Below are 19,683 nucleotides of genomic sequence, written 5' to 3'. Positions count from 1 at the left end.
CTATAAGATAACTGAATTGCCGTTGTTCAACTTGCGGGTCACTCGATCCGTGATCACCAATAAGATGACGGAAATGACCGCGATCCCCAAGCCGACAGCAGTTGCATAAGAGAAATCACCTTGCGTCAACCCCATTTTATAAACGAAGGAGTTGATGACTTCTGAACGGTTTTGGTTCTGTGAATTCATTAAAACTAATGTTTGATCTAGGTTTGACCCTAAGATACCGCTCACATTCAGAATCAAGTTTAAGGAGATGATCGGTGTCAGTAATGGCAATGTGATCGAACGAATCTGTCTTAGCTTGCTGGCACCATCGATTCGTGCGGCTTCATAAAATGTTGGATCGATCCGCGACATACCTGCCAAGTAAAGGATCGTTCCCCAGCCGACTTCTTTCCATAGATCCGAAAGGACCGCGATCCACCAATATTTGCTTGGATCCAATAGATGATTGACCCCTTTGTCCATCAATCCTACGGACATCAGCACTTGGTTGATAAAGCCGTTCGTTGACAGCCAAGAAATCATCATCCCACCTAGCACGATCCATGAGAAAAAATGGGGAATGTATGAAACCGTTTGAATAAATTTCTTCAAGCGGCCATCTTGCATTTCAAAAATCATAATGGCTAACACAATCGGGATCGCAAAACCTAAACCTAATTTCAATAAGCTGATGGCTAACGTATTTCTAACCGCTTCCCAGAAAAAACTGTCATTCATAATGATACGGAAATTCTCTAACCCGACCCATGGTGCTGATGAAATCGTGTCAATCACCGTATAGTTTTTGAAAGCGATTATAATTCCGTATATCGGAATATAATTAAATACGATCATAAATGCCACGCCGGGAAAAACCATCCAGTGAAGCTGCCGTTGACTATAAAACTTTTGCAGTTTACTCATACACAAAATCTCCTTCTTTCTATCCTCGCAACACTACCTATATCTCCACAATTTGGTGAAACGTTTCTACAAAAAGATTATATCCGCTGCCAATCGAAAATGCAAGCCTTTCCAATTATTTTTTTCAGCTTTTCTTTTTTCACAAATTTTGTTGGGTTCCTCACAAATACAAAAGCTTTCATATCAGCTTTTTCATAAGAAATCCTTTTTCCAAACATTTCCTTTTAATCAAATTTCACAAATATTGTATTTTTTCAACATCGATTAATTCTCAGAAATCATTAAAAAATAAAAAGAAACGTTTCACCAAAAGCACAAAAAAGCAGCAATCATCGTTGATTGCTGCTTCGTTCTATTCACTTCTTTGGGGATAGCCAAAATGGTCATAGGCTAACGGCGTTGCGATCCGCCCACGCGAGGTGCGCTTCAAAAATCCTTTTTGGATCAAAAACGGTTCGTACATATCTTCCACTGTTTCGGTTTCTTCCCCGATATTGACAGCGATCGTACTTAATCCCACCGGGCCGCCTTGGTACAATTCGATCATCGTGCGGATCAATTTCTGATCGATATAATCCAAGCCAGCATGATCGACTGCCAAAAGCGCCAATGCCTGGTCAGCAACGGTGCGATCGATCAACCCATCCGCTTGCACTTGCGCATAATCGCGAACTCGTTTAAGCAACCGGTTGGCGATCCGTGGAGTGCCTCGGGATCTGCGGGCGATTTCGATCGCCCCTTCTTCCACGATATCCGTTTCAAAGATCAACGCAGTCCGCTGCACGATCTCTTTTAAATCATGGTCTTCATAATATTGCATATGAGAAATGATCCCGAAGCGATCCCGTAGTGGCGCCGAGAGCATCCCCGCCCGCGTCGTTGCGCCGACTAAGGTAAATGGCGGGAGCGGAAAATGAACTGGGTGAGCCGTTGTCCCTTGCCCCACCATGATATCCACATAAAAATCTTCCATTGCCGAATAAATCATTTCTTCGGCGACACGAGGCAAGCGATGGATCTCATCGATAAATAGAACATCTCCCGGCTGTAGCTCATTCAAGATCGCAATCAAATCCCCTGGTTTTTCGATCGCAGGACCGCTGGTCGTCTTGATTTGGACCTGCATCTCGTTGGCGATCACCATTGCCATCGTTGTTTTCCCTAAGCCTGGCGGACCATATAAGAGGACATGATCCAACGCTTCTTCTCGATTTTTCGCCGCTTGGATATAAATCGAAAGCTCCTGCTTGACTTTGTCTTGTCCGATATATTGGGCAAGGGTTTGCGGACGCAAGGATTTTTCGATGATCTCTTCTTGTTCTGTGCTTTCTGGCGAAACAATTCGTTCATCCATCGTCTACTTGCTCCTTACTTTTTCATCATCAATCGGAGAGCTTCCCGCAAGTACTCATCCGTCGATTTTGTGGTATTCGCCGCTAATTGTTTTTCGGCTTTCTTGACTTCTTTTTCGCTATAACCCAATGCTTTCAAGGCTTCCATCGCTTCATCTAAAGCAGTCGTTGCTACGCTTAGAGGAACGATCGCTTCTTCTCCAACCAGTTCAGCCACTTTGCCTTTCAAGTCTAGGATCATTTGCTGCGCCGTCTTTTTACCGACACCTGGGAACTTAGTCAAATAATTGACGTCCCCATTTTCGACTGCCGTGATCAACCCTGTATGGTCTTCATTGGCCATGATTGCTAACGCACTCTTTGGTCCAATACCTGAGACACTGATCAATTTTAAAAACAACTGCTTGCCTTCGATCGTGGCAAAGCCGTAGAGACTATGAGCATCTTCACGAATCACTTGGTGCAGATAGATTTTTACTTCTTGGTTCAACTTGCCGCTAAATGAATACGGATTGCCAAAAGCGATCTGATAGCCGATGCCATGGGTCTCAACGACGATATACGCCGGAAAGATATCCGTTACTTTTCCTATGATATATTCGTACATGTGCTTTCCTTTCTGTACATATGTTCCCTTTATTGTAGCACAGACGAGAGGGCAAAAAAAGGACTGTGAACGAAGGAAAAGGCTTAGCAGGAAACAAACGGAGGAAAAACCGTTGTTTCAGTCGCATTTTTTCAAACGAGACATGCTGCTGCGTCTTTTTTTCGCACACAGTTCCTAATACTTACTCAACGAGTGATTTGAATTCGCCATAGCCTTTTTCATCCATTTCTGCTAAAGGGATGAACTTCAATGCTGCCGAGTTGATACAATAGCGCAAACCGCCTTTGTCCTGAGGACCGTCTGAAAAAACATGTCCTAAATGAGAGTCAGCTTCTTTGCTGCGGACTTCTACCCGATGCATGCCGTGAGAAAAATCGGCTTTTTCTTGAATATCTTGGCGACTGATCGGTTTCGAAAAGGACGGCCAGCCACAACCTGCGTCATATTTATCAGTAGAAGCAAACAATGGTTCTCCGTTGACGATATCAACATAGATCCCTTTTTCATAAAAATCATCATACTCGCCAGTAAAGGGGCGTTCGGTTGCATTTTCTTGGGTCACCGCATATTCGATCGGCGACAATTTTTCTTTTAATTCTTTTTTATCTGTCATTTTTTCACCTGCTTTTCCTCTAGACTCATCCTGTATGCTCTATCATGCCTTTTTTCTTAGCGAATGTAAAATGACTTGCTCAAATTGTTTAAGGGTTTTGCAGCTTTTGCCAACGAGTCGTTGGTTCCGCAAAATGGTAAAACTGCGGTTGGTCTTTTGTATAGATTTCTTCGGTTAAGACAGCTTCTGGCATGTTGCCAAACAACCCAGCCGCAAAAAAATAGGTGTGTGTTTCATTGAGGTAAAAGAACAGGCTCGAGCCGCATTGACTGCAAAATCCTCGCTGTGCCCACTCAGAAGAATCGTAACGTCGCAGCCACTTCACTCCTTGAAGAGCCATCTGGTCCTCCGAGCATGGCGCAAGAGCAAACATCGGTCCGCCATGAAATTTCTGGCAGAGACTACAATGACAAACCGTGATTTCTTTCGCAACTCCCGTCAAGTTGATCGTGACTTTGCCGCAAAGACAACTACCAGAAACATCCATCCTTATTCCTCCTCCGTAAACTCTTGCAACAACTGATAGACCGTAGCGACAGGAAATCCTACGATCGTATAAAAATCGCCGTTTATCGATGAGACAAATATTTTGGCTGCCCCTTGGATCCCATAGGCGCCCGCTTTGTCTTGGTACTCATCTAAGGCAAGATACTTGTCGATCTCTTGATCCGTCAAAGGACGAAACACAACTTCCGTCGAAACCACTGCTTGGCGTTGCTGTTTGCCTTTTTGCAAAACGACGGCGGTATGCACCCAATGGGTACGTCCGCTCATTTTTCGCAACATCGACCGAGCATCTTTACGGTCGACTGGCTTTCCTAAGATTTCTTCATCCACCACGACCGTCGTATCGCTCGCGATCACCAGATCTTCAGGATTGGTTTGTGCAATAGCCGCCGCTTTTTCTGCTGCCATCCGTTGGACATAAGGGATCGCAGCTTCGTTTGGTCGGACCGATTCGTCGATATCTGCTGGTATGACCGCAAATTCCGAGACTAACTCTGCTAATAATTCTTTGCGCCGCGGCGACTGTGAAGCCAAAATAATCATTCCATGCCACTCCTTGCTCGATGAGGATCTTGAATCCGTTTGAACATCCGCTCCATGTCGCTGTTGGTGAAATGGATCAGCACCGGACGACCATGGGGACAGTTGAAGGGATTCTCGCATTTCGCTAAATCTTGCAACAAGATCCTAGCTTGTGCTTCATTCAAATAGTGATTGGCTTTGATGGATCGTTTGCAGCTCATCATGATCGCGGTTGCTTCACGAAACTTTTTGACACTGACACTTCCTGTCGTCAATAACATATCGATCATTTCGCGGATGATGGCTTCTTCTTCACCGCTAGGGTACCACGTCGGGTGCGCTCGGACGATGAAACTATTGGTCCCAAAAGATTCCAGATGGATCCCGACTTCTGCCAGCTTGTCGCTTTGTTCTTGTAATTGCAGTGCATCGCTGTTGGGATAATCCAAAACGATCGGCACCAACAATTCTTGCAGGTCATTGGTCACTTCGCCGATTTTTTCGCGGTAATACTCGTATTTGATTCGTTCTTGCGCCGCATGCTGGTCGACGATATATAGCCCCGCCTCGCTTTGGGCAAACAAATAGGTCCCATGCATCTGCCCAAAATAATCCAATTGGGGAAAACGCTCCTTCGCTGGTTCTTCTTCCAGCAACCGTTCGACCGTTTTTAGGTAGTTGCGGTCATCCCCATGCATTTCAGGATGCAGAGTCGCTTGACTTTGCAGATCCTGCGCCGTAAGCTCTGGCGTCTCATCTGGGAGAAAGACTGGCGCTTCTGGCAGCGACGCTTTTGTTTCCGTCTGGCCTTCCACAAATGGTTTTCGGACAGGCTTATTTGGCAGCGTCTCTTCCAAACTGCGAAAGGTTTCCTCGGTTTCTTCCAACAGGTTGTCGCTAGATTCCTGTGGCATTTCTGGAAGTTTTCCACCTTCCTCCACAGGTTTTTCCACAGAGTTATCCACAGTCTGTTGATAAGTGTTGCCCTGCACCTCAAATTTCCCTGTTTCGCGATTATAAGACAACCCAGAAGTCGAATTTCCTGCTGACTCCAGTTCCAAGCCAAGCTGCTGGGCTTTTGGCTGATCGGCCACTTTTTTCTTAAAACGAAGACTGTCAGCCGCGTTAGGAATCAAATTGATTTCCCGCAGCGCCTCATTGATGGCTTTACTGATTAGCTTGGTCAATTCTTCTTCTTTTGACAAACGAACTTCTTGCTTAGTCGGATGAACGTTGACATCGACTAATAAGGGGTCCATTTTGATTTCAAGGACAGCTAATGGAAAACGACCGACCATCAATTTTGATCCGTAACCAGCAACGATCGCTTTATTCAAAGCGAAGTTGCGAATATAACGACCATTGATGATCGTGGATAAATAGTTGCGGCTGGCTCGGGTGACTTCTGGCAGTGACACAAAGCCAGTGACTTTAAAGTCGAGGTCCTCAGTATCGATCGCGATCATTTTTTTGGCGGTTTCCACCCCGTAGATCCCTGCGATGGTTTGTTTTAACTGCCCACTTCCAGTGGTGCTCAACATCTTATTGCCTTCATGAACGAGACGAAAAGCCACTTCTGGGTGGCTCAGGGCGATCCGATTGACGATATCGCCGATGTTCGCTAGTTCCGTTTGCAGCGTCTTGACATATTTCAAACGTGCCGGTGTATTGTAAAAGAGGTTTTCCACAGTGATCTTGGTTCCTTGCCGCAAGTTGGCAGGCAGATGCTCTTCAACAGCGCCGCCTTTTAAGCGCACAAAGGAGCCTTGTTGGGCGCCTTTGACTGCCGTTTCAATCGAGAGGATTGAAACCGAAGCGATACTAGGCAAAGCTTCCCCGCGAAACCCGAGGGTACGTATTCGAAACAAGTCATCCCGATTGTGGATTTTACTGGTGGCGTGGCGTTTAAAGGCAGTCAAGACATCCTCTTCTGCAATCCCTTCGCCATTATCGATGACTTGGATTTTACGCAAGCCCGCTTCTTCAATAAAAATATCGATTTGGGTACTGCCGGCATCCACGGCGTTTTCAACTAATTCTTTGACGACAGAAGCCGGTCGCTCAACGACTTCTCCTGCCGCGATTTGGTTCGCCAGACGTTCGGATAACTCTTGGATCTTTCCCATCTGCTGACCTTCTTTCTAAATTCGTTTTTGCAGCTCGTACAATGTATTCAGAGCGTCCATCGGGGTCATTTCCAACAGATTCAATTTCTTCAATTGATCGATGACGCCGATTTCTTCCGTAGATACTTCACTAAACAACGACAACTGCTGACTTTCTTCGACGACGGGTTTTGGCTGTACCGTCGGTTCATGTTCTTCCAGCGCTTTTAAGATCGTGGCTGCGCGCTGTAAGAGTGCACTTGGCAGTCCAGCGATTTTGGCTACATGGATCCCATAGCTTTTATCTGCGGGCCCTTCCATCATCTTATGCAAGAAGACGACTTCGCCTTCTTTTTCAACAGCACCGACATGGACATTGCGCAAGTGCGCCAATTCCTCATCTAAAACCGTCAGCTCATGATAATGGGTGGAGAACAGTGTTTTGGCATGAACTTCTTTGTGGATATATTCAATGATGGCTTGTGCCAATGCCATCCCATCATAGGTCGCAGTCCCACGCCCTAACTCATCAAACAAAATCAAGCTGTTAGGCGTTGCATGACGCAGCGCTTGGTTGGCTTCCATCATCTCCACCATAAACGTGCTTTGACCGGCGATCAGGTCATCGCTGGCACCGATGCGAGTAAAGATCCGATCAAAAATCGGCATCTCTGCAGATTGTGCGGGTACGAAACAGCCGATCTGCGCCATAATGACTAGCAAGGCAAACTGCCGCATGTACGTACTTTTCCCAGACATATTTGGGCCTGTGATCAACAAGATCTCTGTTTCTTCATCCATCACGATACTATTCGGAATGTACTCTTGGTGACCAAGGACTTTTTCCACTACAGGATGACGGCCGTCGATGATCGATACCGCTCGTTTTTTCGCTACTGTCGGCCGCACGTATTGGTAGCGTTCCGAAACTGTGGCGAAACTTTGTAAGACATCGACCGCACTGACGGCTTTGGCTAACTTTTGTAGACGGGTGATACTCTTTTTCACTTCTTCACGGACGTCAAGAAACAGGCGATATTCCAAATCCACCGATTTCTCTTCGGCTTCTAAAATCAAAGTCTCCAGTTTTTTCAACTCGGGGGAAATAAACCGTTCCGCATTGGCTAACGTTTGCTTGCGCTCATAGCGAGAGGTATCTAAATTCACTAGATTGGCTTTCGTGATCTCAATGTAATAGCCAAAGACGCGGTTGAACCCAACTTTCAGGTTTTTGACTCCCGTCGCTTGGCGTTCTTTGGCTTCTAATTCCGCCAGCCATTGCTTGCCGTTACGCATCGCTGTACGGTATTCATCTAATTGTTGATGGAACCCGTCTTTTATAATGTTGCCTTCCGTGATCTGTAACGGGGCATCTTCATCGATCGCAGCTTCGATCAGTGCAACCAAATCATCTAAGGGCGTTAATTCCAGCAGCAAGTCATTCCACTCGCCACGGTTGATGCCTTGCAGCAATTGCGCGATCAAAGGCACTTGCTCCAAAGAAGATTTCAACTGCAGCAAATCGCGGCCATTGACATTTCCGAAGGCGACCCGTCCGACTAAGCGTTCCATGTCATAGACTTTCGTCAACGCTTCTTGCAGATCTGCTCGCTCAAAGAAACTGTCCAGTAACGATTGGACCATTTCTTGGCGGGCAGTGATTTTCTTTGGCTGGATCAAGGGACGGTCTAACCATTGCTTTAACAAACGGCCACCCATTGCGGTTTTTGTCTCGTCCAACAACCACAAAAGAGTCCCTTGTTTTTTGCCAGTTCGAATCGACTGCGTCAATTCTAAGTTGAATTTGGAATAATGATCCATTTTCAAGGCATGATCGGGCTGATATTCCACGGCTTGTTGAATATGCGCTAAACTGCGTTTTTGGGTGATCGCCAAATAACTTAGCAACTTCCCTGTGACTACTTTTTCTAACTCTTGGGAGAGGGGTTCTGTTAAAAATTGAAATTCGGCATTTTCTTCCAACGTTTCTTGCTTAGAAAACACGACATTCAAGCGATTGGTCAGTGTTGTTTGCAATGACTCAGGGATCTCGCTGCACAAAACGACTTCTTTCGTTTGCAGAGCGGCGGCCTCATTGACGACAGCTTCTTCATCTTCCAATTGCGCTGCTTTTAATTCACCGGTACTTAGATCGACATAGGCAAAGCCAAAACGCTCCCCTTGCTGCAAAACAGCTGTCAAAAAGTTGTTTTCTTTGGCGGATAGGCCTTTGCTGTCCATCACCGTTCCCGGCGTGATCAGTTGAACGACTTCGCGTTTGACCATTCCTTTGGTGGTTTTTGGATCTTCCACTTGCTCACAAATCGCTACTTTGTAGCCTTGCTCGATCAAGGTGTCGATGTAATTGCTGGCAGCGTGGTAAGGCACCCCACACATAGGGATCGGTTCCTCCGCATTTTTGTTGCGGCTGGTTAACGTCAGTTCTAAAATTTGTGCTGCCTTGACAGCATCCTCATTAAATAATTCATAGAAATCCCCTAAACGATAGAATAAAAAAGCATCTTGGTACTGAGCCTTGATGCTTAAATACTGTTCCATCATCGGGGTATTTTTAGTTTTTTGAGGCATTGGTTTCATCCTCCTCGATGGCTTTATTCATTTTCTTTTGGATCTCCGTCGTGACATATTGCAGCAATTCATCTGCTTGCAGTAACGCTTGGCGATAAGCAACCACTAAAGAATGCTGCTCGTATTCGTTTGTCAATGACGCATAACGCTGCTCGGCAGCTTTTTTTGCTTCGGGTTTCTCATAATGCTCAAATTGAACGATCTCTTTTTGCGCTTGCTTCAGCGCTTCTTCCAGCTCCAATAGCCCTTGGTTTTGCAAGGCTCGTGCTTGAATTTCTTGAAATTCTTGAACGATCGGATGATCAGACAAGAGCCTTTGCAAAGCAGCCAGCTCTTGGGCAACGTGTGGTTCCTTGGCTAATTGCTCTTCCATGCTTCTCCTATTCTGTAAACGGGCGATCTTCACTGATTTGGATCGGACGGATCGATTTTGCTTTACCAGTGGCTTCATCAATCTCAAGCAAGCAAGCCGACAAAATACTGCGGCCTTTTTCAATCACTTCAAACCGTTGCGGCAACGCCGTCAAAAATTTTTCAATGACTGGTTCGCGTTTCATCCCCAAGATCCCATCATAAGGACCAGTCATGCCGACATCTGACAAATAAGCTGTTCCTTGGGGCAAAATCCGCGCATCATTGGTCTGGACGTGGGTATGCGTGCCGACGACTGCCGAAACACGGCCATCCAAATACCAGCCCATCGCTTGTTTTTCGCTGGTGGTCTCCCCATGAAAATCCACAAAGATAAACGGTGTACGTTTGCGGGCAATCGCAACCAGTTCATCCATTTTGCGAAACGGATCATCAAGGTCTACCATGAACGAGCGAGCTTGCATGTTGATTACCGCTAATTCAATGGTGTTGACTTTCACAAATACCATGCCGACGCCCGGTGTTCCCTCTGGAAAATTGGCTGGACGAATCATTTTCTTCGCATCGCCAATAAATTCAAAAATGTCACGGTTGTCCCATGTATGATTGCCTAGTGTCACGACATCGACACCATCTTGCAAAAATTTCTTATAGATTTTACCAGTGATCCCACGACCCGCCGCCGCATTCTCGCCGTTTGCGATCGTCACCTGTGGCCGATACGCCTTTTTTAATTTTGGAAGGTACTCCGTGATCGTTTCTCTTCCTAATGAACCAACTACATCTCCAATGAATAATACCCGCACACATTTTTCCTCTTCTCTTTTAGCTTCTTTTCTATTATAAGGGTTTTGGTCCAGAAAAAAAAGGTTCTTTCACTTGCGGTTCTTCCCTGCAGCAGGACAAAAAAACACGCTAGACTCTTTCGCATCAGTCTAGCGTGTCGCTTAATTCTCTTAGGAAACAGTGGTGTCCTCTTGTCCTACGTGTTCTACGATCGCCACGATCAAATCACGGGCTTTTTCCATCGCTTCCACGGTAATAAATTCATACTGGCCATGGAAGTTTTCACCGCCGACAAATAAGTTCGGTGTTGGGATCCCTTTATAGGTGATTTTCGAGCCGTCGGTCCCGCCACGAAACGGTGCTTCGATCGGCGTCACGCCAATCGCTTGCATCCCTGCTCGGGCAGCTTCGATACTGCGGGGATCTTTCTTGATCAAATCCCCCATATTGTAATATTGGTCATACAGCGTATAGGTGATACGTTCTTGCCCATAGGCTGTGTTCAGTTCATCAATGATCCCCACGATGTTGGCTTTTCGCTGTTCAAAAAGCGTATGATCGTGATCACGAATGATATAAGAAACTTCTGCTCGACCAATATGTCCCGTCAAATTGTGCAGCAGGTAGAAGCCTTCATACCCGCGGGTGCGTTCAGGAACTTCCTCTGCTGGTAAGGCATCATCGATTTGATGCGCGATTTTCAAGGCGTTGACCAAACGACCATAGGCAGTCCCAGGATGCACACTCGTACCGTCGATCGTTATATCGATACGAGCCGCATTAAAGGTTTCATACTCCATATGGCCCACGCGACCACTGTCCATCGTGTAAGCAAATGCTACTGGAAAATCCGCCGCATCAAAGCGATCAGCGCCAGTCCCGATCTCTTCGTCAGGACCAAAAGCGACCCAGACATCGCCACGCTTATGCGCATCCATCGTTTGTAAGATCCGCAGCGCATCAATGATCTCTGCGATACCAGCTTTATCATCTGCACCCAGCAGGGTCGTTCCATCCGTTGTGATCAACGTTTCGCCGACATAGTCTTTGAGATTAGGAAATTCAGCAGTTGTCATATAAATGGCTTTTTCTTTATTTAAACAAACATCCTTGCCATCGTAATTTTCATGGATCTGCGGTTGAATATTTTCAGCTTCGAAATCTGCCGTATCTACATGGGCAATAAAGCCAATCGCCGTTTTTTCAGGATTACCAGGTAGACGTCCGATCACAAAACTATTCTTTTCATAGTAAGCAACATCCGCTAATCCCATCTCGATCAACTGATCTTTCAATAAAAGAGCCAACTCAACTTGTCCCTGCGTCGTTGGGATGGTCTGACTCGTGGCATCCGAGCGAGTATTCATTTTTGCATAGGTCAAAAAATCCTTTAAGATTGCTTTCAATTCTGCACATCCTTTTTCTTCAATTCTTCTACTATCTTTATAACGACAGGGGACGATTGTCCGTTTCGTGGATCACTTGTCGAAAATCAGCAAAGCCAGCTGCTAACCCGCGCAGCAAGATCTCTGCCGTTCCCATATTGGTGGCTAAAGGAATCTCGTACACGTCTGACAAGCGAATCAATGCCGTTACATCTGGTTCATGGGGTTGTGCGGCTAAAGGATCGCGCAAAAAGATCACCATGTCCAAGTCATCTTGCGAAATCATGGCGCCAATTTGCTGGTCTCCTCCCAGCGGCCCTGATTTGTAGCGGTGGACAGGCAATTGGGTTGCTTCTTCGATCCTCTTCCCCGTAGTTCCTGTTGCGAAAAGTTCATGCTGCGCTAAAATTTCTCGATAGGCAGTCACTAATTTTACCATTACATCTTTTTTTCGATCATGAGCAATCAATGCGATTTTCATTTGCTGCATTCCCCCTTTTTTCTATTGTACCAATTTATTTTCTTTGCGACCGAGAAAAAACAAAAAAAACATAGCACAGATGCCGCAAATCGACTGTGCTATGTCTAAAGGATTCCTTTTTAAATCAGTTGTAATTCTTTCAAGGCTAACCAGATACCATCTTCATCATTGCTAGCGGTCACCATATCTGCGACTTGTTGGATCTCAGGGACCGCATTGCCCATTGCCACACCGACACCTGCGGCAGTCAGCATTTCACGATCGTTTTGGCCATCACCAAAACAGATCACATCTTCTTGCGCTATCCCTAATTGTTCTGCGACACACAGGATCGTTGCTGCTTTGGAGCCTTCTTTTGGAACGACATCCACACTGTTTTCATGCCAACGTACAAAACGCAGTTTGCTGTATTTCTCGTCAAAGAAATGCTCATACTCTTTTCCGTAAAAAGCCAATGCTTGATAGACTTCTTTTTCTTCAGGAAAGTCCATGTCCAACTCAGGAAGTTGGGCACCAAAGGAATGCATCGCTGCTTCCATTTTAGCAATATCCAACGAAGACGCTCGTTTCGCTGTATCCATCCCGACAAAGGCCGTATCGATCCCAAGCTCTTGGGCTTCTGCCACGAAAGCAGCCAATTGCGTTTCATCGAGCAAATTTTTATACACCTGCTGATGCGAAAGAAAGGCGGCTGCCCCATTACATAAAATGTAATTATCAAAGGACAACGAACGAATAATGTCTTGGGCGTGAAAACGACTGCGCCCAGTGGCAACGGTCACGAAATGGCCAGCATCTCGCAGAAGGTCAAGGGCTTTTAGCGTACTGTCTAGTGGCTGTTTGTTCGAGTCAAGCAAGGTTCCATCAATATCAAAGGCAAAGAATTTCCGATTCATAAAAGGTTAAGGCTCGCTTTCTATTAAGAAGTAACTAAGATTTTGGTCTTGGTTGCGGTCATTTTTACAAAAAACAGCAAGAAAAACCGTACATACTTATTCTTAACACAAATGACCGCTGATTTCAACGCTCCGTTAAGGGATGATAGCTTCTTCCTAGAGAAATGTTAGAGAAAAGAAAAAAAGAAGCATCGCTGCTTCTTTTTGTAGGTTCTGATTAGTCGACATAGGTCGATTTTGAGTTGTTCAACCATGCATAGCCAAGTCCCATGACCAAGCCACCGCCGATATAATTACCAATAAAGGCAAAAACTAAATTATGGATCACACTGCCGGCAGTCATGCCTGCCAAATGTCCGCCTGAAGCCCAAAAAGCTAAGGTAAACGCTGGGAAGTTAGCGATGACGTGTTCGAAGCCTAAGAAAGCAAAGATGAAGATGATGAAAATGATTGCTGCGACTTTTCCAGCATCGTCTTTCATCCGCATGCTTACCAACACGGCTGTGTTTACCACGATATTAGCGAACATCGCTTCCACTAAAATTTGGATAGTGGATTTTTCTAATTTTGCAGTGATCGAGGTCAGCATAAAGTTGTCTGCGGTCAGCCCTTGAAAAGGTCCCGTTAGCGCAACGATCGAGCCGAAGATCACCCCGCCGATCAAGTTGAACAAGACACACGTAAGCAAAATTTTCAATGCCAAAGGAATACTTAGACGTTTACGGTAAACCCCAACAGTCATATACAACATATTCGATGTTCCTAATTCTGCGTTCATATAAAGAATCATGACTAAAGACCAGCTAAACATAAATGCATACAAAATTTTTCCTAACCCGTGAACCATTGATTCACCTTTCATAGCGATCGCAAAAGCAATAGCTGTTCCGAGGGTCAAGAATAAACAAGCCATCATCGCACGTACAGCGTAACGCAAATAACTACTCTTGATCAAATCGATTTTCTTTTCTATGGATGAATCGATCTTCTCAAATAATGGGGATACTGGATTCATTTTTCTACTCCTTTTATGAAAAATTTTACTTCGTTATAATTTGCACAATACTTCCATATTCTAATGACGAAATGCTGATTTGTAAAGAGATATTTGAAAATATAAGTAATTAATGAAAAATTTCAAGCTTTGTTTTCATCAAATCCAAAGCCAGCTCCATCTTGACTTTTGCCCCTAGTTTGTCGTATACTATTCCTTGTGTAAAATAATGCAGCAGGAAAATAACAGCTCGTCACCAGTTCGTTGCCCCTCGGGTGCAATTGCGTAACCGCGGCTGCAAAGGTGAAGATTGAAGAACGAACTGCACGAATGTGAGTTTTTCAACGGATTATTTTACTCCAAACTATTTTATTGGAGGAACTAAATTATGTCTCGTTATACAGGACCATCATGGAAAATTTCTCGTCGTTTAGGAATTTCTTTATCAGAAACTGGAAAAGAATTGGCACGTCGCCCTTACGCTCCAGGTCAACACGGACCAAACAGCCGTGGCAAAAAATCAGAATACGGCATGCAATTAACTGAAAAACAAAAATTGCGTCATATGTATGGCATGAACGAACGTCAATTCCGTACATTGTTTATCAAAGCAAGCAAAATCAAAGAAGGTAAACACGGTGTTAACTTCATGATCTTGCTAGAACAACGCTTAGATAACGTTGTTTACCGCCTAGGTTTAGCAACTACTCGTCGTCAAGCACGTCAATTAGTAAACCACGGTCACGTTTTAGTTGATGGCAAACGCGTTGATATCCCTTCATACCACGTTGAAGTTGGACAAGTCATCAGCGTTCGTGAAAAATCACAAAACATCTCAACAATCAAAGAAGCAGTTGAAGCAACAGCTGGCCGCGCGTCATTTGTAAGCTTTGACAGCGAAAAATTAGAAGGTTCATTAACTCGTTTACCTGAGCGTGATGAATTGTCTGCAGAAGTTGACGAAGCACTAGTCGTTGAATTCTACAACCAAAAACTTTAAGATTTCAACCGACACGATTCCTTTTGGGAATCGTGTTTTTTTGTGGACTCAGCGGATTTACGGATCCCTTTAAGAAGACCCTTAAAAAAATACCAAAAAAACCGACAATGATACATCGCTGTATTCATTTGCCGGTTTTGTTCCTATTTTAGATAAAGTTCGCAACAGATTCGCCTTCTTCTTGCTTTTGGCGATAATTAAACATGAGCAGCTCTGTTTGGCGTCGTTTGAAAATGATCTTTCGTAAGTTTCGTGGCACGAATTTACGAATGTCTTCTTCATTGTACCCCACTTGGAGCTTGTTCTCATCTAAGATAATTGGTCGTTTCAATAAGTTCGGGTATTTTTCGATCAATGAAAGCAACTCTTCTAGCTTCAACTCTTCTAAATCAATGTCTAGCTTTTGGTACACTTTCGAACGAGTAGATATAATGTCTTCCGTTCCATTTTTCGTTAAAGAAAGAATCTCCATTAGTTCATCACTATTTAATGGATCGCTAAAAATGTTTCTCTCTTTAAATGGCAGTTCATTTTCGGTCAACCATGCACGGGCTTTACGACATGACGTACAGCTGGGTGTTGTATATAGTGATATCATTTGTTCATTCTTCCTTTCTCTTTGATGTACTTCGATTTTTTGTTTGGTGCTCAACCTTCGATTTGATCGATCGTTTCCTGTTTGACGATATCGGCGATTCGAATATTGATCTCTTTGACTTTCAAAGAAGTCAAGCGGCTAATTTCTTCTAAGACCACTTCTTGGACTTGCGCAAAGAGTTTGGGGATATCTTTGCCGTAAGCCACGATTACTTCCAAATCAACTGCAACCTCTTCTTTGCCAACTTCCACATCAATGCCAGAAGCGACTTGCGGCTGTTCTTCAAGGTTTTCGGTCATATCTGAAAGAAATCTGCCATTTACACTAATCAAGCCATCAATTGACTGCAAAGCGACACCAACAATTGTTTCAATGACTTTCTCTTCAAAGGACAGTGGACTTGCTTGCGCTGCTTCATTAGACACATTCGTTGTTTGCTGATCGTCAGTCATTTTTCACACTCCTTGGTTAAATAAGAAAGGATACTAGAGACATCGCAAAGTCGCATACACGACCTTGTCTAAAGTGGACATTCCTCTTGGGAACTTTTTTTCCCTACCTTTCTAGCATAAATTCTTTTTGTTTTTTTTACAAAGAAAAACACTTGTTTTCGGAATAAATTTATCGCGCAAGATAAAATGAATGCGCTAAAAAAATCTCAAAGCATAATTTTCCTGAAATGATTCGTTTTTCTTGACAAAAAAAAAGAAAGCATCTACAACGCTCTCTTTTTTTCGTGTTATTTTGACAAAACTTCCAACGGATCAATCAGTTGGTGTCGCGCTAAACTTGGTGAAAGACTGACTTCAAAATGCAAGTGCGGACCTGTACTGTTCCCCGTACTTCCCATAGAAGCAATCACCTCGCCTTGTTCGACCGTTTGACCGACTTCCACTAAATTGCGATGATTGTGGGCATACAATGTCGTCAGCCCATCTTTGTGCTCGATGGCAACATAATTTCCCCATGAAGAATGATATTCTGAGCGGATCACTGTTCCTGAAAGACTAGCCATGATTGGCGTTCCTTGCGGTGCGGCGAAGTCCACTCCACGATGAAACCCATTGCCTCGTGGACCAAAGACAGAGGAGACAACTGGATTGCTGACAGGATAGATCATCTTTTCGCTGCCTGTGGGTAATTCTGGTTTCTCTTTGTCATAACTCGTCAGGGCATACGCTTCGATCAGCGCATTCAGCTTCTCATTGTATTGTGTATCTGATGCATAACGTCCGGTCAGATATTCCGTGGCGTCTTCATAAGATTCCGTTTCTGATTTCCAAACACCTTTATAAAAATTCGGATTGTGGTCCAATCCTTCTTTCAACAATTTCGCATAATCTTTCAAAGAAGATTCGATGCTGTCATATTGGCGAAAAGTGGCATGAACTGTGTATAAATTACCAGAACCATCGTCTTCTTGTGTTTGGAAGGAAATCCCATTCCCTTCATAAAGTCCCTTAATACCAAATAAGTTATAAAAAGGCTCCTGGCTCAGACGGCTTCTTCCGCTGCCAGACTCTAAAATCGCTTGGGCAATCATGACCGATGCGTAAAGATCTTCTTCTTGTCCAACTTTACGAGCATCTTCTCCAATCTCCATAATAAAGTCCCACGTTTCTTTGACTGGCGTGACTTCAAATTTTGCTGGCTCATCTTCTTGCGGCGGCGTTACCGTCAACTCTGGTACATTCGGTACTTCTTTGATGTCAGGCGAAGGCTGGCTTGGTGTTGATTCTGGCTCTGGATTTGGTGTTGTCTCTGGTTCTGGTTCTGGATTTGGTGCTGGATTTGGTGCTGGTTCTTCTGGTTCTGGCACCGGCTCAGGTGTTGGTTCTGGTTCTGGATTCGGCTCAGGATCAGGATTTGGTGTCGGCTCTTCTGGTTCTGGTGTTGGTTCTGGTGTTGGTTCTGGTGTCGGGGTTGGTTCTGGTTCTGGCAAAGGTTCTGGTGTTGGCTGTTCAGGAGCAGGTGTTGACTCTCCTGGAACTACTTCGCCGTTTTCTCCTGGTACCGTTGCGGCATCTTCAGGGACCAAGCCCATGGTTGGCCCGTTCACTCCCGGAACCGTTGACTCAGCTGTATTTTGACCTGCAGTAGACTCGTTCGTCAAAACAGATGCCGCAGCCGATACTGGCAGCATTGTTGAAAATTGACTGGTAATAATGGCAATCGCCATCCATTTTTTTATTTTCATTCGTGAACTTTCCTCCTTTATTCCTCCCTCTATCATACAAAAAATGCAAGAAACTTTGTAATCAATTTTTGCATTCCTATATGAAAAACGAGAAAAACTTGATTTTTCTAACGAATGAATGATCCAAGCCATTCATTTGCTCTCTAGTAAAAATACGCAAAAAACGGCTCAATCCTTCTTTTTTTCGAGTGTCCAAAACAAAAACAGCAGCGAGCTTCCTCCCTGCTGTTTTGATCTATCTTGACTCTATATCGATATATTCCCGATCGTTTGACACTTCTTTGTAGGCGGGACGCATGATTTTTTGTGCGTTGACCAGCTCTTCGATCCGATGGGCGGACCAGCCGACGATCCGCGCGATAGCAAACATTGGTGTATACAGTTCTTCTGGCAGATCCAACATGTTATAAACAAACCCGCTGAAAAAGTCGATATTGGCACTGACTCCTTTGTAGATTTTGCGCTTTTCATTGATGACTTGAGGAGCAATTCGTTCGACCATCGTATACAATTGATATTCTTGCCAAGCTTCTGATCCTTTTTCTTGGGCCAGTTTTGCCACATAATTTTTAAAAATCGCCGCACGGGGATCGTTGTCGCTGTATACCGCGTGGCCCATGCCATAAATCAATCCTTTACGGTCAAACGCTTCTTTATCTAAGACTGCTTCCAAATAGCTGCGGATCGCCTGTTCATCGGTAAGGTCAGCAACGTTGCGCTTCAAATCTCCCATCATTTCCGTCACTTTGATATTAGCACCACCATGTTTAGGCCCTTTCAAAGAACCTAGCGCTGCAGCAATCGTTGAATAGGTATCCGTCCCACTGGAGGTAACGACTCGTGTCGTAAAGGTCGAATTATTCCCGCCGCCATGTTCCATATGCAAAACCAGTGCCATATCCAATGTTTGGGCTTCTTGGAAGCTATATTCTTTCGTTGGACGTAGCATAGTCAAAATCGTTTCAGCTGTACTCAACTCTTCGGTCGGACGGTGGATATACATACTCTCCCCTTGATTGTAATGATTGTAGGCATGATAGCCGTAGATTGCCAAGAGCGGAAAGACACTGATCAGCATCAGACTTTGTTCCAATACATTTTCAATGCTGATGTCATCTGCTTGTGGATCGTAACTTGCCAGTGTCAAGATACTGCGAGATAAGCTATTCATGATATCAGAAGAAGGTGCTTTCATAATGACGTCACGAACAAAATTGGTCGGCAATGTACGTTTTTCTGCTAATAGGCAATGAAAGGCCGCAAGTTCTGTTTTGTTTGGCAGTTCGCCGAAAAGTAATAAATATGCAATCTCTTCAAAGCCAAAGCGTTTTTCATTGACGAACCCTGCAACTAACTCGTTGATGTCAATTCCGCGATAACGCAGCTCGCCACAAGCTTCAATTGGCTTGCCAGCAATGATTTTTTCTGGATAAATGGTTGAGATCGTCGTAAGCCCTGCTAAGACCCCCGTGCCATTTAAATCCCTCAGTCCACGTTTCACATCATATTCTGAATAAAGATTCACATCTATCAAATTGTATTTCTGACATTGCGATGCAAGATAGGACATCTTCTCTTTCTTTTCTAATCTTTCCACGGTGATGTTACCTCCAATCTTTCTACAAACTATCGACTACAATGTTATTTAACCGTATACAAACATCGTTAAAATAGTCATCCTATAAAATCGTTGCTTTTTAACAAACTTTCACACATTATAGCACGATGTTGAGAAAATGAAATATTTTTCATAAATTTAATTGATTT

At 44.4% G+C, this 19,683-nt stretch carries 19 protein-coding genes; 1 reads left to right on the top strand and 18 read right to left on the bottom strand.

Translation table 11 applies throughout. The annotated features are described in order from the left end of the window. The 14 genes from IGI77_RS01730 to IGI77_RS01665 all read right to left on the bottom strand — a co-directional run bounded on the left by IGI77_RS01730 (position 1) and on the right by IGI77_RS01665 (position 14,142). Entirely contained in the window at positions 1–912 is a 912-nt protein-coding gene (locus IGI77_RS01730) for an ABC transporter permease (protein ID WP_005232388.1), read from the bottom strand. A gap of 352 nt (positions 913–1,264) precedes the next feature. Beyond that, complete coding sequence (gene ruvB / locus IGI77_RS01725; protein ID WP_438769286.1) at positions 1,265–2,266, bottom strand: Holliday junction branch migration DNA helicase RuvB; 1,002 nt, start codon at positions 2,264–2,266, stop codon at positions 1,265–1,267. A 14-nt stretch (positions 2,267–2,280) separates the two neighbouring features. Next, on the bottom strand, positions 2,281–2,871 hold the full coding sequence (gene ruvA, locus IGI77_RS01720; protein WP_005232405.1) for a Holliday junction branch migration protein RuvA: 591 nt from the start codon (positions 2,869–2,871) through the stop codon (positions 2,281–2,283). Positions 2,872–3,052: 181 nt separating this feature from the next. After that, positions 3,053–3,484, bottom strand: coding sequence for a peptide-methionine (R)-S-oxide reductase MsrB (gene msrB / locus IGI77_RS01715; RefSeq protein WP_008376288.1), 432 nt, complete (start codon positions 3,482–3,484; stop codon positions 3,053–3,055). A gap of 88 nt (positions 3,485–3,572) precedes the next feature. Further along, a complete protein-coding gene (locus tag IGI77_RS01710) occupies positions 3,573–3,971 on the bottom strand; it encodes a GFA family protein (protein ID WP_431399172.1) in 399 nt (132 codons plus the stop codon). 2 nt (positions 3,972–3,973) lie between these two features. After that, complete coding sequence (locus tag IGI77_RS01705) at positions 3,974–4,534, bottom strand: Maf family protein (protein WP_015508832.1); 561 nt, start codon at positions 4,532–4,534, stop codon at positions 3,974–3,976. Further along, positions 4,531–6,639: a DNA mismatch repair endonuclease MutL gene (mutL, locus tag IGI77_RS01700; RefSeq protein ID WP_438769283.1), complete on the bottom strand. Its 2,109-nt coding sequence runs from the start codon at positions 6,637–6,639 to the stop codon at positions 4,531–4,533. The genes IGI77_RS01705 and mutL overlap by 4 nt, the downstream gene beginning before the upstream one ends. Before the next feature lie 15 nt (positions 6,640–6,654). Then, positions 6,655–9,207: a DNA mismatch repair protein MutS gene (mutS, locus tag IGI77_RS01695; RefSeq protein ID WP_438769281.1), complete on the bottom strand. Its 2,553-nt coding sequence runs from the start codon at positions 9,205–9,207 to the stop codon at positions 6,655–6,657. Then, positions 9,191–9,580 carry a YlbF family regulator gene (locus tag IGI77_RS01690; RefSeq protein WP_438769280.1) on the bottom strand — a complete coding sequence of 130 codons (390 nt, stop codon included), beginning with the start codon at positions 9,578–9,580 and terminating at the stop codon, positions 9,191–9,193. The genes mutS and IGI77_RS01690 overlap by 17 nt, the downstream gene beginning before the upstream one ends. 7 nt (positions 9,581–9,587) lie before the next feature. Next, positions 9,588–10,385 (bottom strand): TIGR00282 family metallophosphoesterase, encoded by a 798-nt coding sequence (locus IGI77_RS01685; protein ID WP_010748642.1) that lies wholly within the window; start codon positions 10,383–10,385, stop codon positions 9,588–9,590. A 150-nt stretch (positions 10,386–10,535) separates the two neighbouring features. Next, positions 10,536–11,771: a peptidase T gene (gene pepT, locus IGI77_RS01680; protein ID WP_005227162.1), complete on the bottom strand. Its 1,236-nt coding sequence runs from the start codon at positions 11,769–11,771 to the stop codon at positions 10,536–10,538. A 37-nt stretch (positions 11,772–11,808) separates the two neighbouring features. Beyond that, positions 11,809–12,231 carry a methylglyoxal synthase gene (locus IGI77_RS01675; protein ID WP_008376307.1) on the bottom strand — a complete coding sequence of 141 codons (423 nt, stop codon included), beginning with the start codon at positions 12,229–12,231 and terminating at the stop codon, positions 11,809–11,811. Between the two features lie 119 nt (positions 12,232–12,350). Further along, positions 12,351–13,127 (bottom strand): Cof-type HAD-IIB family hydrolase, encoded by a 777-nt coding sequence (locus IGI77_RS01670; protein ID WP_005227160.1) that lies wholly within the window; start codon positions 13,125–13,127, stop codon positions 12,351–12,353. 217 nt (positions 13,128–13,344) lie between these two features. Further along, a complete protein-coding gene (locus IGI77_RS01665; protein ID WP_060792410.1) occupies positions 13,345–14,142 on the bottom strand; it encodes a formate/nitrite transporter family protein in 798 nt (265 codons plus the stop codon). A gap of 367 nt (positions 14,143–14,509) precedes the next feature. Between IGI77_RS01665 and rpsD the strand changes: the two genes are divergently transcribed. Further along, positions 14,510–15,121: a 30S ribosomal protein S4 gene (gene rpsD / locus IGI77_RS01660; RefSeq protein ID WP_005227158.1), complete on the top strand. Its 612-nt coding sequence runs from the start codon at positions 14,510–14,512 to the stop codon at positions 15,119–15,121. 148 nt (positions 15,122–15,269) lie between these two features. Here rpsD and spx read toward each other — a convergent pair whose 3' ends face one another. From spx to IGI77_RS01640, 4 genes are all read right to left on the bottom strand, one after another. Next, positions 15,270–15,719 (bottom strand): transcriptional regulator Spx, encoded by a 450-nt coding sequence (gene spx / locus IGI77_RS01655; RefSeq protein ID WP_010748641.1) that lies wholly within the window; start codon positions 15,717–15,719, stop codon positions 15,270–15,272. 50 nt (positions 15,720–15,769) lie between these two features. Further along, a complete protein-coding gene (locus IGI77_RS01650; RefSeq protein ID WP_005227156.1) occupies positions 15,770–16,171 on the bottom strand; it encodes an Asp23/Gls24 family envelope stress response protein in 402 nt (133 codons plus the stop codon). A 287-nt stretch (positions 16,172–16,458) separates the two neighbouring features. Further along, positions 16,459–17,916 (bottom strand): peptidoglycan DD-metalloendopeptidase family protein, encoded by a 1,458-nt coding sequence (locus IGI77_RS01645; RefSeq protein ID WP_438769278.1) that lies wholly within the window; start codon positions 17,914–17,916, stop codon positions 16,459–16,461. 235 nt (positions 17,917–18,151) lie between these two features. Beyond that, positions 18,152–19,513 carry a citrate/2-methylcitrate synthase gene (locus IGI77_RS01640; protein ID WP_170927486.1) on the bottom strand — a complete coding sequence of 454 codons (1,362 nt, stop codon included), beginning with the start codon at positions 19,511–19,513 and terminating at the stop codon, positions 18,152–18,154. Positions 19,514–19,683: the final 170 nt, after the last annotated feature.

Origin of the sequence: Enterococcus sp. DIV0213h (assembly GCF_051711285.1) — a bacterium.
Classification (GTDB): Bacteria; Bacillota; Bacilli; order Lactobacillales; family Enterococcaceae; genus Enterococcus_D; species Enterococcus_D casseliflavus.
The sequence above is the reverse complement of the archived record's forward strand: the minus strand, read 5'-3'. Positions and strand labels throughout refer to the sequence as shown.

Excerpts from the sequence above, each read along its gene's own strand:
- spx (WP_010748641.1), bottom strand. The coding sequence starts at position 15,719 with ATGATATCACTATATACAACACCCAGCTGTACGTCATGTCGTAAAGCC.
- IGI77_RS01710 (WP_431399172.1), bottom strand. The coding sequence starts at position 3,971 with ATGGATGTTTCTGGTAGTTGTCTTTGCGGCAAAGTCACGATCAACTTG.
- mutL (WP_438769283.1), bottom strand. The coding sequence starts at position 6,639 with ATGGGAAAGATCCAAGAGTTATCCGAACGTCTGGCGAACCAAATCGCG.
- IGI77_RS01690 (WP_438769280.1), bottom strand. The coding sequence starts at position 9,580 with ATGGAAGAGCAATTAGCCAAGGAACCACACGTTGCCCAAGAGCTGGCT.
- ruvA (WP_005232405.1), bottom strand. The coding sequence starts at position 2,871 with ATGTACGAATATATCATAGGAAAAGTAACGGATATCTTTCCGGCGTAT.
- IGI77_RS01665 (WP_060792410.1), bottom strand. The coding sequence starts at position 14,142 with ATGAATCCAGTATCCCCATTATTTGAGAAGATCGATTCATCCATAGAA.
- IGI77_RS01645 (WP_438769278.1), bottom strand. The coding sequence starts at position 17,916 with ATGAAAATAAAAAAATGGATGGCGATTGCCATTATTACCAGTCAATTT.
- IGI77_RS01705 (WP_015508832.1), bottom strand. The coding sequence starts at position 4,534 with ATGATTATTTTGGCTTCACAGTCGCCGCGGCGCAAAGAATTATTAGCA.
- rpsD (WP_005227158.1), top strand. The coding sequence starts at position 14,510 with ATGTCTCGTTATACAGGACCATCATGGAAAATTTCTCGTCGTTTAGGA.
- IGI77_RS01730 (WP_005232388.1), bottom strand. The coding sequence starts at position 912 with ATGAGTAAACTGCAAAAGTTTTATAGTCAACGGCAGCTTCACTGGATG.
- IGI77_RS01675 (WP_008376307.1), bottom strand. The coding sequence starts at position 12,231 with ATGAAAATCGCATTGATTGCTCATGATCGAAAAAAAGATGTAATGGTA.
- IGI77_RS01650 (WP_005227156.1), bottom strand. The coding sequence starts at position 16,171 with ATGACTGACGATCAGCAAACAACGAATGTGTCTAATGAAGCAGCGCAA.
- mutS (WP_438769281.1), bottom strand. The coding sequence starts at position 9,207 with ATGCCTCAAAAAACTAAAAATACCCCGATGATGGAACAGTATTTAAGC.
- IGI77_RS01670 (WP_005227160.1), bottom strand. The coding sequence starts at position 13,127 with ATGAATCGGAAATTCTTTGCCTTTGATATTGATGGAACCTTGCTTGAC.
- msrB (WP_008376288.1), bottom strand. The coding sequence starts at position 3,484 with ATGACAGATAAAAAAGAATTAAAAGAAAAATTGTCGCCGATCGAATAT.
- ruvB (WP_438769286.1), bottom strand. The coding sequence starts at position 2,266 with ATGGATGAACGAATTGTTTCGCCAGAAAGCACAGAACAAGAAGAGATC.